The organism is Arthrobacter sp. Z1-15, assembly GCF_054792395.1.
This window is the reverse complement of sequence record NZ_CP096455.1, coordinates 70,311-86,239: the sequence shown is the minus strand read 5'-3', so window position 1 is coordinate 86,239 and position 15,929 is coordinate 70,311. Positions and strand designations below refer to the sequence as shown.

General features: G+C 60.8%; 13 protein-coding genes and 2 pseudogenes. 8 read left to right on the top strand and 7 right to left on the bottom strand.

What is annotated here, in order from left to right:
- The first annotated feature begins 158 nt into the window (after positions 1-158).
- Together M1D40_RS18625 and M1D40_RS18620 are read left to right on the top strand one after the other, a co-directional pair.
- Complete coding sequence (locus M1D40_RS18625) at positions 159-1,178, top strand: SDR family NAD(P)-dependent oxidoreductase (RefSeq protein ID WP_461171097.1); 1,020 nt, start codon at positions 159-161, stop codon at positions 1,176-1,178.
- A gap of 346 nt (positions 1,179-1,524) precedes the next feature.
- Positions 1,525-1,749 (top strand): hypothetical protein, encoded by a 225-nt coding sequence (locus M1D40_RS18620; RefSeq protein WP_461171096.1) that lies wholly within the window; start codon positions 1,525-1,527, stop codon positions 1,747-1,749.
- Between the two features lie 311 nt (positions 1,750-2,060).
- Here M1D40_RS18620 and M1D40_RS18615 read toward each other — a convergent pair.
- Positions 2,061-3,376 (bottom strand): annotated as a pseudogene (locus M1D40_RS18615) (ATP-binding protein).
- Between the two features lie 569 nt (positions 3,377-3,945).
- Entirely contained in the window at positions 3,946-5,631 is a 1,686-nt protein-coding gene (locus M1D40_RS18610; RefSeq protein ID WP_461171095.1) for an FAD-binding protein, read from the bottom strand.
- Between the two features lie 116 nt (positions 5,632-5,747).
- Here M1D40_RS18610 and M1D40_RS18605 point away from each other — a divergent pair, with 116 nt between their 5' ends.
- On the top strand, positions 5,748-6,320 hold the full coding sequence (locus M1D40_RS18605) for a TetR/AcrR family transcriptional regulator (protein WP_461171094.1): 573 nt from the start codon (positions 5,748-5,750) through the stop codon (positions 6,318-6,320).
- A 310-nt stretch (positions 6,321-6,630) separates the two neighbouring features.
- On the opposite strand, the gene M1D40_RS18600 is transcribed toward M1D40_RS18605, so the two are convergent.
- Positions 6,631-8,094, bottom strand: coding sequence for an MDR family MFS transporter (locus M1D40_RS18600; RefSeq protein WP_461171093.1), 1,464 nt, complete (start codon positions 8,092-8,094; stop codon positions 6,631-6,633).
- Positions 8,095-8,313: 219 nt separating this feature from the next.
- Between M1D40_RS18600 and M1D40_RS18595 the strand changes: the two genes are divergently transcribed.
- Positions 8,314-8,973 (top strand): TetR/AcrR family transcriptional regulator, encoded by a 660-nt coding sequence (locus tag M1D40_RS18595; RefSeq protein ID WP_461171225.1) that lies wholly within the window; start codon positions 8,314-8,316, stop codon positions 8,971-8,973.
- Between the two features lie 339 nt (positions 8,974-9,312).
- Positions 9,313-9,738, top strand: coding sequence for a DUF4870 domain-containing protein (locus M1D40_RS18590; RefSeq protein ID WP_461171224.1), 426 nt, complete (start codon positions 9,313-9,315; stop codon positions 9,736-9,738).
- Positions 9,739-10,109: 371 nt separating this feature from the next.
- Here the strand turns inward: M1D40_RS18590 and M1D40_RS18585 are convergent, their stop codons facing one another.
- Complete coding sequence (locus M1D40_RS18585; protein ID WP_461171223.1) at positions 10,110-10,529, bottom strand: hypothetical protein; 420 nt, start codon at positions 10,527-10,529, stop codon at positions 10,110-10,112.
- A gap of 239 nt (positions 10,530-10,768) precedes the next feature.
- Positions 10,769-11,410 carry a hypothetical protein gene (locus M1D40_RS18580; protein ID WP_461171222.1) on the bottom strand — a complete coding sequence of 214 codons (642 nt, stop codon included), beginning with the start codon at positions 11,408-11,410 and terminating at the stop codon, positions 10,769-10,771.
- Positions 11,411-11,694: 284 nt separating this feature from the next.
- Here M1D40_RS18580 and M1D40_RS18575 point away from each other — a divergent pair, with 284 nt between their 5' ends.
- On the top strand, positions 11,695-12,294 hold the full coding sequence (locus M1D40_RS18575) for a helix-turn-helix domain-containing protein (RefSeq protein WP_461171221.1): 600 nt from the start codon (positions 11,695-11,697) through the stop codon (positions 12,292-12,294).
- Positions 12,287-12,712 (top strand): hypothetical protein, encoded by a 426-nt coding sequence (locus M1D40_RS18570; protein ID WP_461171220.1) that lies wholly within the window; start codon positions 12,287-12,289, stop codon positions 12,710-12,712. The genes M1D40_RS18575 and M1D40_RS18570 overlap by 8 nt, the downstream gene beginning before the upstream one ends.
- 204 nt (positions 12,713-12,916) lie before the next feature.
- Here the strand turns inward: M1D40_RS18570 and M1D40_RS18565 are convergent.
- Both M1D40_RS18565 and M1D40_RS18560 read right to left on the bottom strand, forming a co-directional pair.
- Positions 12,917-14,128, bottom strand: a pseudogene (locus tag M1D40_RS18565) (IS110 family RNA-guided transposase).
- A 300-nt stretch (positions 14,129-14,428) separates the two neighbouring features.
- Entirely contained in the window at positions 14,429-14,896 is a 468-nt protein-coding gene (locus tag M1D40_RS18560) for a hypothetical protein (RefSeq protein WP_461171219.1), read from the bottom strand.
- A gap of 517 nt (positions 14,897-15,413) precedes the next feature.
- On the opposite strand from M1D40_RS18560, the gene M1D40_RS18555 reads away from it, so the two are divergent.
- Positions 15,414-15,647, top strand: a complete 234-nt coding sequence (locus M1D40_RS18555) for a hypothetical protein (protein ID WP_461171218.1) — start codon at positions 15,414-15,416, stop codon at positions 15,645-15,647.
- Positions 15,648-15,929: the final 282 nt, after the last annotated feature.

The window sequence follows — 15,929 nt, the reverse complement described above, 5'->3', positions numbered from 1 at the left end:
TCCCGCGGTGGCATGCCAGACGACCGTCCCTGGTAGGTCTGGCGCCAACAGCGCGAAGGAATGCTGTTCCGCTCCACAAATTGCGATCCGCTGCATCGGCCGGATCTCATCTAGATGCGCCCCGATGACGAGGCGCATCATCGAAAGGACGTAACCCTATGAGTTCAGAACTGCGTTTCGACGGGCGAGTGGCAATCGTGACAGGGGCAGGAATAGGTATCGGGGCAGCGCACGCTCGCTACTTGGCTGCCCGCGGTGCGACTGTCGTGGTCAACGACCTACCCTCCGCAATTGATCGAGCAGAGGCGCTGTGCAACAAGATTCGTGTAGCCGGCGGCAAGGCTATGGCCGTCGGAGCCCGTATCGGGGATGACGAGGCCGCCGTTGCCTTGGTCGCAAAGACGATCGAGGAGTTCGGGCGCATCGACATCCTCATTCACAACGCAGGAGTGCCGGCAGGGCGCGTCATGGACGGATCCGAGCTCGCCGAAAAGGCGCCAGCCGCCGGACTTGACCTCTACTTCGACATCAACGTCCGCGGATCCCTCCAACTCAACCGCGCCGCGTGGCCCCATATGGTCCAGCAGCAGTACGGGCGTATCCTCTTCACATCCTCTGCCGTGGGAACCGGATTTTGGTACGGGCCTACCGGGTACGAACTCGACTATGCCGTGTCCAAGCTTGCTGTCTTCGCGGCAGCTCGACAGATTGCGGCCGCCGGCGAAGAACACGGAATCATCGCGAACACTCTGATGCCGTGGGCGTTCACAGAAACGGTGGGCGCAAGCGGAGGAGGCGAAGAGACGGAGCTCATCACGTTCATGAGAAGCACCCTTCAGCCAGAGAAGGTCGCGACCGCGGTCGGTCCGTTGCTCCATGAGAAGGCCCCCACCACAGGTGAAGCCTTCACTGCCGGCGGTGGACGGATGGCCCGGGTGTTCCTCGCAGGCGCTCGTGGATACTTCAGCCCGGACCTGACGACCGAAGACGTGCTGGAGAATTGGGACCAAATCATGGGTACCACCGACGAGTCCGGAGCCCTGGCCGACGTGTTCGAGCAGAGCCAACCCCGCGAGGAGCGTTTCTTCCTTAAAATGCTCGAACTCGGCCGTGTGCCCGATCTGGCATGGATTGCGGAACAGTCGGTGAAAGAATCAACCCGATCCGCCGCGAGCTAGTTGGTACTGTTCATCGTTATTCCTTGATCTCGCCTCTCGTTGGCCGAAGCGCTACGGAAAAGTTTCGGGACCACCACCGTGTTACCGCGCGGTGATGGTCCCTCGCTTGGGGATTCAGAGGAGGCCAGCCGACGTGTGGCGCTGCCGAGGACCTTCCTCGCACGCGTGAAGGACGAGCCACCGATGAGCGGCGCGGGATCCGCGCGCATGAACAAAGTCTCGTGCCCTGGGGTGAACCGACATTGAGGCGATTGGATGCCCCGCGAACATACGTTCACGGGTCTGCCCATCGCAGGGTGCTCCATAGCACCGACCACAACGATGCCTCGGTGCGAGGAGAGAGATCGTGACCGAACCTCTGTTGGCCCACAAATTCAGGGCGATCATCACCGCCATCACGGACGGGGAACTCGAAAAACTCGATCTTTTGATCAGGGAGGACGTCGTCGACCACAACCTCATTTCGGGCCAGGGCGACGGCCTGTCCGGGCTCAAATACTGGGCTCGAAGCCTGAGGTCAGCCTTGCCGGACCTTACCGCCACGATCAGGACACGGTCAGCGAGGCCGTAAGGTGGCATCGCGGGTCCGTTGGGGAGGTACCCACACTGGTAAATTCCCGGGAACTCCTCTAGCCATTCCTACGTCGAGTTCGAGTCCTACTCTCACCCGTCAGAGTCTCCAGCCTGGTACGCCAGTTGCAATTGAATAGCGAGTACGTTGCATCGTTACAACTCGATGGGTCGACGAGCTAAACAAGTAGAACTGGCGTTTCAAGACACCGCACCTTCTCAAAACTTGAACAGCTAGTCCGCGAGGGGATTTAACAACGGATAATAAATGCCGGGACCTGCACGATTCTGGCGGTGCCGACATCGCCACTCCTACACTCGGCCAAGGGTGTCAATGTCCTCAAGAAATTCTTGGTACACCTTTTCGCTGACGGTGGTTCGGGTCTCGCCGATGGCGTTCAGGTAGTCCTTTGTTGACGGGCCCGCTTGTACCGCGTCAGGGGTGAAGGATTTGCGCTCGGAGTCCAGCTCACTGGTGTCATACACAGCCTTTTCAAGAGCGCGCTGCGAGGCGCTACGGGCGGCGTACTCGATATCTGCAGGGGAGAACCCTTGAGTCTGTTCCACGAGCAGCGCCACGTCCACAGTGTCCACTGCAAGCCCAGGGATGAATCGGTGCCACATGGGCTCGCGCGCTTGCCCATCGGGTAGGCCGATTGGAACGACGTAGTCGAACCGGCCGTGCCGCAGGAACGCCGTGTCCAATGCCCTGACAAAATTGGTAGCGCAGACGAGCAACCGCCCGGGCTGTTCGCGAAACGCCGGGATAATTTTGAGGAGTTCGTTGGTGACACCCTGTAGGGGAGATGGCGGCTCGCCGGATCGTTGGGAAGCTATTTCCTCCACCTCGTCGATGAACACTACGGCGTGCTCGAGTTCCGCGATTTTCAGGAAAGTTTCACGTAGGGCGCCGGCCAGCCCCTGTGGGTTGGCCGCCAGTCGTGAAGGGAATACCTCGACAAAGGGCCATTCCAACCGAGAGGCAATGGCCTTGGCGAAGGTAGTCTTCCCGGTGCCGGGCGGACCGAACAGGACCACGGCGCGCGGCGGCACTACGTCGAACTGATCGCTAGATCCGCTTCAGCCAGTGGAAGAACCAGACGGCGTTCCAACAGTTCCTTTTCGCTCCGCATGCCGGCTACGTTTTTCCAGAGGTCACGGGCAAGAACGCGGCCACCAAGTTGGCCGAGAGCGCCAAGCTCCTGGCGTTGCACGGGGATGATGCGTTCAAAGTAGTGCAGATTCTTCTGCAGCACGAAACCGCGGCTGAGAAATGCTTCGACCCTCGTCTATGACTCCGGCATCAGCGCCGAGAGCTTGTTCAGTTGGTGCGGGGCCATGCGGTTTTCGACTGCTGCAAGCAACGAGGTGCCGATACCACGGCCGCGGTAATCGGGAAGCGTGGCTAGGAAAACGATCCAGCCCTGGTCGTGCGCGGCCCGTCCGACCGCCGCGCCCACCACCTGTTCGCCCTGCACCGCCACCACAGCATCGTCCTTCTCGCAGGACGCGAGGACCTCGGAAAGGGCGTAAACAGGTTCAACCTTGCTTGTCTTAAGGGCTTCCCAAAGGCGCAGGATGCCGTCCATGTCCGCCGAGTGGAAGTCTCTGATCCGCCAATTAGTCATACCGGGCCTCCTTCAAGCTGTTCGCTAAGCCGTAGGTCCTGCTTATTCTGTGCCGGTTACCACATAGGGTGCAGTCTTGTGTTAGGGTCTGCGAAAAAAGGTGGCCGCACTTAGAACCACAGGAAAAGGTCTATCTCATATAAAACTTTTCTCTCAATCCCGCGTTCGTCCTTCCGGGATCGTTCGATAAACAATCAACACGCCATGGCACAAGGAGAAGTTTCGGTGCTGAATACTTGGATCGACGTTCATTGGTCCTTACAGCACTTCTCAATCTTATCTAGATAGCTCCAACATAAGGCGTGCTGTCCGAAACGCTTTTTGCAGGACATCATGAGCCTTGCTGGGCAGTAACGAGCAGTTCCTTGTCAGCGGTATGGCGTTCGACGTGCTCGATACCTTTGGCGGAGATAAGGAGAACAGGGTAACCCGGACGCAGTGGGAACAGGGCTGCCTCTACACTCACAGCAGCAAAAATGGCGTCGAGATGATCGAGTCTGACATAAACACTTTGCTGCGGTGGCTCCAACTCACACGCGTTCATAGAAGGGGTGAGGGTTAGGTGTCGCCTATGCTCGACGCGAAACAGCAGGGGCGTCGGACGAGTCGAGCTTGCCCATTGCGTCGAGCACTGCGATATAGCCATAACTGAGACCTTGACCGATGGTGGCCCCAGGGCCGGGGTATACCCGCCCGAATGCGTTGCCCGCGACGTTGCCCGCCGCGTACAGTCCCTCAATAACTGATCCGTCCTTGCGCAGCGCCCGAGCGTGGCTGTCTGCTCGGATGCCTCCACATGTACCCAAATCTCCTGGAACGACCTGCACCGCATAGAAAGGGCCTTGATCGACGGGGGCCAGGCACGGGTTTGGGGTGATTGTGGGGTCGCCGTAATAGCGGTCGTACGCACTGTCGCCGCGCCCATAGTCGTCGTCCCTGCCCGCCCGGGTAAGAGCGTTGAACCTAGTCATTGTTGCCACGAGGTCAGGCATATCGAGCGTTGCGGCGAGCTCTTCGATGGAGCCGGCCTTCTTAGCGATCCCGGCCTCGTACCAGGCGCGTGGGAGTGGCTGCCCCGGGAAGACAGAGCTTGCGAAGAGATACCGGTTCCGGTATCTCTGGTCGAAAATCATCCATGCCGGGATATGCGGATCGTCCGGGGTATGCAGACCGGTGATGATCTGCCCGGCAGTCATGTAGTTGACCGCCTCATTCATGAACCTGTGGCCGCTGCCATTGACGATGAGCTGACCCGGCAGAGACCGTTCTGCAAGGAGGGCTCCCATGGAACCATTGGGATCGGCGACGGACGGAAACCACCACGCTGCGTCCATGAACGCAAGATCCGCTCCGTGGTTCTGCGCGATGCTCACGACGTCACCTGTGTTCGAGGTAGCACCAAGGCTCCACGAGCCGTCAACGTACTCCGTCTGATACTCGTGACGCATCGCGGCGTTGTGATCAAAGCCGCCCGCAGTCAGGATGACGGCCTTTTCGGCGCGCAACTCCACCTCTTGGCCGTCCCGTGTGACACGGATACCGACAACGCGGTTTCCTTCGACGACCAGGTCGGTCAACGGAGTCTCGGTCCATACAGGAATACCGGCGCGGACGAGGCCTGCGAGCAGGCCAGCTGCAAGCGCCTGTCCTCCGGCGGCAAATTCTTTGCCTAATGCCAAACCGCCGATGCCAAGGGCTGCCATTCTCGCGGCGATGAGAAATCCCTGCGGCTTGCGCGTCAGCAGACTGAGCCATTTGTACGCGCGGCTGGTGATGGGCATGGGTATGGGTGCACTGAGAACAGGGGAACGCAGAAGAGAGCGCGCCTCTTTCAGACGCCGCACATTGAACGGTTTCGGTTCAACTGAGCGTCCTGTCGCTGATCCTCCGGGCAACTCGGGGAAGTAATCCGCATACTCAGGCATGAACTGGAACTCGAGGGGAGTGGTGCGCCGCAGCATGTCCACGGCGGCAGGACCGTACTCGATGTGCGTCTGCCACCGCTCGTCTTCTACTTCGCCCTTGGTGACAGCGCGGAGGTAGCTTTCCACGCGCTCAGGTTCTGGCGCCTGACCGTTCTCGGCAAGGATCGAGTTGCCGGGAATCCAGAAGCCGCCGCCCGAGAGCGAAGTGGACCCACCAACATGTGCTGACTTCTCAACAACAAGTGCGGACAGTCCGTTCGCCTTGGCCGTGAGCGCGGCAAGCATCCCTGTCCCAGCACCAACAACGATGACATCGTACGTAGTTTGCATTGCTTCTCCCTTTCGTGCCGATACTTCAGCACGGCTAAGTGAGACACCCTCGTCTCACAACGAGTATCAACCACATGCCGATTTTCTGCCACCCTTTACACAGATAGGCTCGCCTCGTGAAAGCCCGAGCCGATACTCAACGCAACCGCGAGTCGATCATGGCGGCCGCCTCTGAAGTGTTCGGTCGGTCCGGGCCGCAGGCGGGTTTCGCTGACATCGCGAACGCGGCCGGTGTTGGACGAGCTACGGTGTACCGCCACTTCCCCGATAGGGCAGCACTCCTGACAACTGTGATCGACCTGCGTCTGACGGAATTGGAGGAGTATGCCAGCGCGCCGGCCGACGCAAACCTTCTCGAACGACTCCTCCGCGAGCACGGACGATACATGGCGGGTCTGCCCGGAATTATCACTGCCATGCGAGAGGCCGGTGCGGGAGCGGAACTTGTCGAAACGGCCAATCGTCGCTTCTCCGCTCTCCATGAGCGGACCCTGGAAGCCGCCCGTCGCGCGGGCGAGATCCGTTCGGACCTCAGCGTCAGCGACCTCGAACTCATCACTGCGATGATGGCCTCGGTTGCGATTGAGCCGCCGGCGCTCGGGGCCACCGACGAGGCGCTTGATCGAATGATCGATCTCATTCTGGATGGGATCCGTCGACCCCAGCCTGCCCGCACATCAATCGCTTGAAAGCGGTCCGACACCGCGCCTAGGTCTTTACGACGCGATTTACGGGCGCTACTCCCCTGAGGCGAGAGCTCAACAGGACAACTTGATAGCGCCTCCAGATAGCGGATCCTGTGCAAGATCCGCTCCCGTATTCGGTCTGGGCAGCGTCTCGGCGGGAGCTCCTCGTCATCCAGACGTTAAAACGAGTTCGCGTTCGCTCAACTCCTCACCTCCATAGACACCTGGACCTTTCCCGAAAACGTCGGCTCCCACATCGAAGAGTTTGATGAGCGAGCCTTGTCTGAGTCGCTGAGCCACAATGGGTCCTGGCTCAGTGGGTAGGGGTGCCGGCTGGCAAGGCGTTGGTGGGTCGTTGCACGAAGAATGAGGCGACGATTGCAGCCAGTGAGATGAATCCGCCGATCGTGAAGGCTGCCTGTACGCCGGCTGCGGTTGCTGATACTTCCGACAGCCCGTCGGCGAGGCCGCTGGCGGTCATGGTCGATAGGGCGGTGACGAAGAGTGCTGTGCCGGCGGCGCCGGCGAGTTGCTGCAGGGTGGAGACTGTTGCGCTGCCGTGGGAGTAGAGCGACCGGTCGAGGGAGCCGAGCCCTGAGCTCATGAGCGGCGTGAAGAGGAAGGCCAGTGCGCCCATGAGGGTCATGTGGGCGGCGATGACCCATCCGATGGATGTTCCTTCGTGCAGCATCGTGGTCATCCCCCAGAGTGCGGCACTGAGGACGAGTGTTCCCGGGATGACGAGGGGGCGCGGCCCGACCCGGTCGAAGAGTCGTCCGACGATCGGGGACAGGATGCCCATCAGGACGCCGCCCGGGAGTAGGAGCAGACCCGTTTCGAGGGTGCCGAGCTTGAGCACGTTCTGCAGGTAGAGCGGCAGGACGATGAGGCTGCCGAACAGGGCCATCATGCTGATCGAGATCATGACGGCGGAAACGACGAAACTGCGGCTCTTGAACGTTCGCAGGTCCATCAGGGCGCGGTTCGAGCGCTGGAGCGTGATCTGACGAGCGATAAACGCCCCCAGGGCAAGGGCGCCGAGGACGACGATGGCCCAAGGGGATACGGGTGAGTGTCCTTCTGCTGACTCGCCGAGACTGCTCAAACCATAGATCAGACCGCCGAAAGCCAGCGTCGACAGCACGATCGACAGGACGTCGAAGGGTGTCTTACGGGGCGTGGTGACATTCGTGATCTTCCACAGGCCCAGCGCCAGGGCGACCAGGGCGATCGGGAGCACGATAATGAACATCCACCGCCAGGAGAGCACGCTCAGGATCAAGCCCGAGACCGTCGGTCCGATGGCCGGGGCGACGGCGATAACGATAGAAATGACGCCCATCAGCTGCCCGCGTCGGGAGGCGGGCACGAGGTTCAGGACCGTGGTCATCAAAAGCGGCATCATGATTGCCGTACCGCTGCCCTGGATGACCCGGCCCAGAAGAAGGATGCCGAAGCCGGGCGCGATCGCGGCGACCGCCGTGCCGATGGAGAATAGGGTCATCGCCGTGGCGAAGACCTGCCGTGTCGTGAAGCGTTGCAGGATGAACCCCGTCGCAGGAATAACGACGGCCATGGTGAGCAGGAAGCCCGTGGTGAGCCACTGGGCCGTGGCGGTCGAAATGCCAAGGTCTGCCATCAAACTCGGCAACGCAACGCTCATGATCGTCTCATTGAGAATGACGACGAACGCGGCCACGACAAGAAGTCCGATGACCAGCGGAGCGCCCTGGGGGAGCCTGCCGTCATCGGCGTGGGCAACAGCTTCGGTAGGCATGTTAGGGCTCGCGGGGCCAATAGGAGGGGTCGGGCGAGTGGCGAGACGGGAAGCGTCAGCCGGGGGAGGGGGTGTCATTTGTACTCCGAAGCGAGGGCGTCGGCGAGCAGCACCCGCCGTAGTGGGGTCTGCCATAGACTAAGTGTCAGACTATGACACGCTGTCTATGTCTGACCAATTAGCTTGAGTGTTTACTTGAGTGTTTAAGGGGAACGTCACATGAACACTGCTTCTGCCGAGGCCGGCTCGTTGGCCGTCCAGTCGGGTGACCTGCGCGAACGACGCAAACGTGCAACGACAGCAGAGATCAGTGAAGCTGCTTTGACCTTGTTCGAGCAGAAAGGCGTCGCGGCGACGACGGTGCATGATATTGCTGCTGCTGCAGGGGTGTCCGACCGAACCTGCTTTCGTTACTTCCCCAGCAAGGAGGAGTCAGTCCTTACGTTGCATCTGGAGTTCGGGGGACCGCTTGCCGCGTGGCTTGACCGGGTTCAGATTGGTGAACCGCCGCTTCCACAGCTCGAGGCGATCTATGCGTCCGTTCTCGGCGAGCTCGATGGCCCACTGGCGCCTGTGGCGCGCCATCAACTGCGGGTGCGGCGTCTGATGTTCCATGAGCCGCAACTGCGTGCGGCAGCTTTCTCACTTGACTCTGCAACATCTTGGTCGACGGCACAGCGCATCACTACCGCGTACAAGGGCACCGTGACACTTGAGGAAGCGCGGCTTGTGACTGAACTGGCGGGAGTGGGGGTCAGGGCCGCTTTCAATGAGTGGGCAGAGGCTGTCGACGATGGCATGGATGCGACCCTGACCGAGGTGTACACGACAGTCCGGCGGAGGCTCCGAAGCATCGCTGATACCAGTAGGTGCGCTTAACGCCTCTCGCCGGATAGGTTCTCGGAGCGTCCTTCAGCATCGTGCAGCCCACCCAACGGGGACATCTCGTGCTCTTTCGACCATATGACAGGCTCGAAAGCCGGGCTTTGTGGCCTGCATCCTGCCCCGAGAACAACGGCGAGTAAGCGCGCCGCCTACGCCTCGAGGAAACTATTGTGAATCCGGCCGCCGAGAGCATGACCGCTTACTGGCACCGCGTCACTATCAACGAGCGTCGGATCAACCCATCGAGGTTCCCGACTGCGCCGGGGCCGCAACAATCGACCTCGCCCGATTCTTGCCCGACAACGAAGATTGCGAACCATCGGAGGATACCTCGTGTTGCATAACCGAGTAGAAAAGAAGTCTCACGATCAGGGGGCCATTCGGACGTCGTTTGAAGGCGCCCCAGCAATAGCGCTTCCTCTCACGGCAACTGAGGACCGCCAGTTTGCCACCCTCGCACATTTCGGCGGAGTGCTGGGGTGCGTCCCAGCGCTTCTGATCTACAGCATCTACAAAGACAGGGGGCCCTTCACCGCACAGGAATCAAAGGAGGCACTCAACTTCATGCTGCCCCCTACCATCCTTGGCTTTGTTACCTGGTTACTAGCCCTCGTACCTGGAGTCGGGGCGTTGTTTGCAATCCTGAGCGCGATCGGCTGGATTACGCTTACCCTCGTCTCGGTCAGGGCTGGCATCAGAGTTAACCGCGGCCAGCCGCACCGCTACCGATTCAATCTGCGACCCCTTCGTCACCTTTGAGGTGGATGACACTCCACCTATGTCACCTTGCATACACGACGCGTCCGTTCCCGTTCAGACCACTGTGCGAGCGTGCCCATGCGTGTTGCACGCCGCGGTGCCGCACGCGTTCTCCTTGAACCCACAAAAGCATCGAGACCGTTGTCCTCAATTTCCGCGGTGGCGAAACCGTATCCGTATTGCTCGCAGCTGCGCGCGTCCTTTGAGAAACTGAAGAGCTGCAGAAAACCCTCAGAAAAATTGGTGTCGAGACCCTGCTTACACTCCCCTAACTCTCCTCCAAGCCGCCGATAACTTACCTTATGTCAAGTAACGCTGAGGAGAGGTCCGCTGCACACCACCGACCTGCGGGATCAACCTGGGGCAGGTTACTATTCCCCTGCGACACCAATTTCTGAGTCGGTGATTGCGGCAGCGGCATGCAGGTCCACCACGGCGGACACTCCGTAGCTACGGCTGTGCGAGGTCTCGGCCACGCCCTGAGCCCAGGAGCTCTCATTCACGTCAAGTGCCCAGGCCATGGATGCCAGTTCCGGGCTTCCCTCTCCGCCGACGAGCTCCTCGCCCCATTCGAAGTAGTCCTCCGGATCGACCACATCCCTGTCGTCGCCGTCGCGGATGGCCAGAATCTCGTACTGCTTCTCCCCGTCTTCGTTCTCCCGCAGGAGCATTGTCTTGGCTTCGGGGCAGTCCCGGAGCACTGCGGCGGCTCCCAACCCGATGGAGGCTCGCTGGTGACGCAACTCCAGCTGGTAGTAGGAATAGGAGTCGTTGTCCCGGTAGTTTTCCACCTGGTCCCGGCGTGTAGCGAGGCCGGCGAGGCGGTCTTAGAACCATTGCTGGCCCCTGGCCGGCGGGGCATTGAGGGTTACCGCTGAGACCTTCCTGGGGATGCTGGCGAACTGGCCGCCTGCTGGGACGCCTTCTGGCTGGCGCTTGGGATTTCGTGAACTTGTCATACCGGCCTGTGTGCGGCTGCCGCCGGTGGCAGCGACATCCCTCTGAAGCCGCCGGGTTCAAGGCGCACCTATTAGGTGAACAGGTCGATCAAGAACCAGCCCCAGTCCCACTCCGGCGATCCGGCGGCCGCACCGCGGACCGGCATCAGCCAGAGCATCTGATGGGCCAGCAGGTTGTGGAGCCCGTCGAGAGCAAGCTCAACGGCTGCTTCGGGATCTCCTTCGAGCTCAGTTCCTGCAGACAGTTTCCGGACTGGTGAAGGGAAATCTTCCCGGCGCCGGCGCTTGCCCCAGACGGCTTCGGCAGTGAGCCAGGAGACCGGCCAAAATCCGGGATCCTCGTAGAACCCGTCCACTGTGTTCTTTCCGCTGCGGCTGATCCGCTCCGGAGGCTTGATCCGTGGCACCAGACGAAAGCCGGTGAAGGCCTTCAGTGCGTCGGCGCTGGATCCCGGAGGCACCCTTAGCAGGCGGTGACCCTCCAGCGCCCACTTGATGAGTTTGTCGTTGCCGCCGTTGTCTTTCAGCCAGGCCATGGCGTCAGCTTCCGGCCGCGGCGTGGTCATGTAGGTGTAGAACGGGCCGTTGGACCTTGGAAGCTTGATCTTCTGCCGCTTCCACACCCGGATTTGGGTTTCCGAGTACGGGTAGAAGGGCAACAACAGTCCGGCCATCACCAGTACCGGCTCACACTCACCGCCCAGAGGCGCCACCGCCCATCACCGGTCTTCGGCGAGCATGGAAAAATCCACAGCTTTCTTCGGCAAGATAGCCCCTCGGCCGCAGTTATTACCCGCACCGGAACATGCGCAGACACTGCCCGCGTGCCCGCGAGTTTTTCGTGGAGACGAACTTGACGCTCAGCCTCGCCGATTCGTCGTGCTTGTAGAACGGCCCTGCCGTGTCACGGCGCAAAGTTCTTCTATGGGCGATCTGATCCCCCATGGAAACCCTGAAAGTAATTGATTCTGACACCGTACGGTGCCATTCTTGTGTCATGGATACCATCGCCACCGCCCTGGAAGCCGGGATGCAGTTACGCCATCTGCGCAGCCAGCGAGGACTTACCCAGCAGCAGCTCGCAGATGATGCCGGGGTTTCCCGCAAGTTTGTCGCCGATTTCGAGTCCGGGCACGAACGGGCAGAGCTGGGAAAGGCACTCCAGTTGATGCAAGCCGCCGGGCTGACGGTCCTGACCGACAGGAAGAACCACCCGCTGCAAAACATCGTCGATGCGTGCGCACATTCCCTCTCGGAAGAGATCGGCAAAGACGACGAGTTCGCCTTACGCCTTCTGATGAAGACGGTCGCCTTCATCCTCCGCCGGGACGACCTGCACGACGCCCTCCTTACCGAACCCCCGGAGAGACTCCCGTCGAAGTGGGACCGGCTGCTCAAAAGCTCGATTGCCTACGCCCTTAGGAAACAGGGCCTGCAGCCGCCGGCATGGACCAGGGCAGCCAAGCTGAGGTCGGAATGGTACCCCGCTAATCCCTCCACTTCCGCGTACACCGAGCTCACGAAGAAACAAACCCCGCCGGAACTGTCACGGGTCAATGTTTTTCTGCGGGAGAAGACATTGATCGCCGGTGGCTGAAGAATTTCACCTCGATGATGCCATGGGGCTGTTGGCTGAACTCGGTCGCCGCCTCGCCGCGGAGGGTATCCATGCGGACGTCCACCTGGTCGGAGGCGTGGCCGTCATGCTCTCAGGGTCCCGACGCCGAACAACCATGGACGTGGATGCCAGTTACGCTCCCAAGGAGGCCGTCGAGCGGGTTGCGGCCGCCATGGCCAAGGACCTGGACCTACCCGAGGACTGGCTCAACGACCGTGCAAGAGGATTCATCCCCGACGGTGTCCGATGGGTTGCGGTGGACGTTGGGTGGAAGAGCACCGACCTCAAACTGGGCCGGGCCGATGACGAGTCGCTGCTGGCAATGAAAGATGGCGGCCGAGCGCGACAGCGACATTCCGGATATCGCGTTTCTCTCCAGCAAACTGGAAGTAGCTGATGCTGCCGAAATAGTGGCGGTCGCGTATCGAATATACGGCGAGGATTCCATTCCGCTGTCCGGAGACCCTGACGACTACATCATCGTTGCAGAGGAAGCCCTGGCGAAAGCCCGATTGCCTGAAGCCAGACCGCCTTCAGCCTAAACAGAGGAATGTGCAGGATTCGAAACTGCGTCTCCGGGGGGGTGCCTCTATGGTTTTCGTCAAGCCACTGAGGGCAGGTTTCTGGGCGCAGGGTCTGCGTAGAGAGTTCCGTCGCGGAGCATGGCGAAGAGGACATCGGAGCGGCGTCGGGCCAGAGTAATAATCGCTTGATTGTGGCTTTTACCTTCCGCGCGTTTGCGGTCGTAATACGCCCTTGAGGGCGGATGATGCCGTGCGGCGAAGGCCGAGAGGAACAGCGCTCGTTTGAGTTTCTTGTTGCCTCTCCGGCTCGGATGTTCACCCCGGATGGAGGTTCCCGAGCGGCGGGTGACCGGGGCGATTCCGGCGTAGGAAGCCAGATGGGCAGCGGAGGCAAAGTGTTTGCCGGTGACTTCGGTGAGGATCCGGGCGCAGGTCCTGACGCCGATGCCGGGCATCGAGGTCAGGACCTCGTAAAGAGGGTGGGCCTCCACCAGGGCTTCGACCTGGTCCGCGATCTCGTCGCGTTGCCGGCGCAGCGCCAGGAGCTGCTCAGCGAGTTTGGGGAGCACGATCCCGGCCGCACCGGTGCCCACGACCACGACGCTCTGCTGGTCCAGGGCCGCGAACACCGCCTCCGTGAGACGATCAGCAGCTCGTGGCGCGTGCTTCTTCAACCGTGCTTTGACGTGTCCGCGGCCGGCGGTCTTCAATGCCGCGGGAGTTGGGTACAGGGTGAGCAGGTCCGCCACCGCCGGGTGGTCCAGGTGCGGGCCCAATGCCCGTTCCAGTGCGGGATGGATCTGGGTCAGGAGTCCGCGGATCCGGTTGGAGGTGGCGGTGATTTGTCCGGCGAGGTCGTCATCGAAGCCGCAGAGCACTCCGAGTTCGGCCAGGGTTTCATCGTCCAGTTCCACCGACCGCAGAGTATGGGGCATGGACCGGGCGGCTTCGGCGATGATCGCTGCGTCCCGGGCATCGGTTTTTGCTTGGCCCGGGTGAAGGTCAGCGATTCGGCGCATCGCCAGGCCCGGCAGGTAGCCCACGTCGGCTCCGGCGGCCTGGGCGACCGCGACGGGCAGTGCACCGATGATCGCGGGTTGCTCCACGACGATCAGGACTTAGCCGTGGCCGGCGAGTTTGGTGAGGACGTCCCGGATTTTGGTTTCGTCCTGCGGCAGGGCTTTGTCGTAGAGCTTCTTCCCGGCCCGGTTCAGGGCCACGGCGTGGTGGCCGGTCTTGCCGACGTCCAGGCCAAGGAAAACGTCGATGCTCTCTTGCTCCAAGATCATGATTACGGTAGCTCTCGTGCTGAGACTGACGCGTTGGCTGGTCAGGGCGGCAGGAAGTCGCATCCACGTTACGAATGGCTTCGTTGGTCGTGCCTCTATTAGCGATTCCCCGGCCGCCAAGCCGGTTCCGGTGGCAACACCCCCCGGATCATGGATGGCTGGGGGCAAAAACCATGCCGGAACCGACCGGCCAACACACCCATATCCTGCATCAGGAACGGGCTACGAAAAAGGTAACGGGGGCGATGGCCCGGCGTCTTCGACCAACACAGTTTCGCACCCCTGCATCGAGCCGCCGGCTCAGTTGCCCGCCCCTGCAGCGGTCTGCCGGCGAATCTGGATGGCTGCCCTGGCGTTGTCGGCTACGTCGTCCAGACAGTATCCGGGATGTACCTCGATGAGGATGCAGCCGTTGTCTTCGCACATCAGCCGTTTTTGCATGTCCCGGTCCTGCTGGATCTCGAATCGGTCCTTTCCGCCGAAGAAGTCAACGGGTGCTGAGTGCTGCGCGCCCTGGTACTCCATGGTGATGCTGTGGGCCGGCAGGAAGATGTCAAGGCTCATGGGAGCAAGCCAATACGGTCTGTGCTGGTGCACGAACGTCTCCTCGGGAAACTCCGCCCGCAACTCTTCCAGCAACCTCATCTCTGACTTCCACTGCTCACCGATCCGCGGCGTTCCCGACTTGTCGCGGGCCTCATTCTCAGCCTGCCGCACCAGCTCCCTGAGCCAGGCGTCCAGCAGCGCGGAGTAACGGTTCGAGTCCACCCATGGGACCGGCCAGTCGATGTCCGGGGACCCGGGGAAATCCGGGAATGAGCCGCGGTCGCCGGGCTTTCGGCTTCACGGGCGCGGGACATGAACCATCGAACGTCCTCCCCCGAATAGATGCGGTTCACCTCGCCTTCGATGTCGGCCGCCGCCTCATCCACGGACCCGGATGAATTAAGGCGGCGCCAGGAGTCCATGACGATGCTGACTCCGTGGGCTGCCTGAAAGGCATCGAGGCGGTCCTGCAGGGTAAGGAAGACGTTATCCAGGTCCTGGATTCCTCCCGCTGAGGCCGTGTGCATAACGTCGGGAAAGAGCAGCCACCGGTGCGACACGGCGTAATTTCTGTTTTCCCTTAATCCGCAGGTTGGATAACGGCCGGTGATAGCTTTTACATATCGGTTTCAGATTTTGCAGCAAACTCTGTGGGCCACCCGGCCAGCCGATGATGTTCACGACTGATCACGAACCAATAGCCCCTCCCCCCGGGGCCGGAGATTCAAAGGACAAGATCATGACTATTGAAGCACCGAAGCGCGTTGGACGCCGTTCCAAGGGTGACCGCAAGCTAATTGGTTTCCGCCTGGCCAAAGACAGGGCAGGCATTGTCAGTGAGCTGGCGAAGGCCGAGGGCTTTGAGCATGTCAGCGACTGGGTGGCCTCCGTTGTCAATGAGCGCATTGACAACACGGATTTGAGTGCTATCGGCCACCAGGAAGAACTTCCTATCGACCGTATGGCCTCTTAAACACAGAAGGCCCGCCGTAGCGGGCCTTCGAAGTATGTGACTTTCGCCTAACAAGCTTGCCGGCGATGCAGGTGAAAGTCTTTGCAGTTGCAGTAGAACCGACCAGCTCTCTTTGCAGGGAGAGCTGGTCACGAAGTGTCCGTTTCCGTCCACCTGAACTATCCATTTTCAATTCCCGAAGGAACATCAAATTTCCATGAATCTCATACAGACCCCCAGGGGGGCTTTATTCATGCATCCCCGAAAGGAATAACCCCATCGTACATCAGCATCCCCTTCAAC

What these genes read in the sequence shown, in the direction of transcription:
- M1D40_RS18625 (WP_461171097.1), top strand. Translation starts at nt 159, where the DNA reads ATGAGTTCAGAACTGCGTTTCGACGGGCGAGTGGCAATCGTGACAGGG.
- M1D40_RS18610 (WP_461171095.1), bottom strand. Translation starts at nt 5,631, where the DNA reads ATGCAAACTACGTACGATGTCATCGTTGTTGGTGCTGGGACAGGGATG.
- M1D40_RS18600 (WP_461171093.1), bottom strand. Translation starts at nt 8,094, where the DNA reads ATGCCTACCGAAGCTGTTGCCCACGCCGATGACGGCAGGCTCCCCCAG.
- M1D40_RS18595 (WP_461171225.1), top strand. Translation starts at nt 8,314, where the DNA reads ATGAACACTGCTTCTGCCGAGGCCGGCTCGTTGGCCGTCCAGTCGGGT.
- M1D40_RS18575 (WP_461171221.1), top strand. Translation starts at nt 11,695, where the DNA reads ATGGATACCATCGCCACCGCCCTGGAAGCCGGGATGCAGTTACGCCAT.
- M1D40_RS18555 (WP_461171218.1), top strand. Translation starts at nt 15,414, where the DNA reads ATGACTATTGAAGCACCGAAGCGCGTTGGACGCCGTTCCAAGGGTGAC.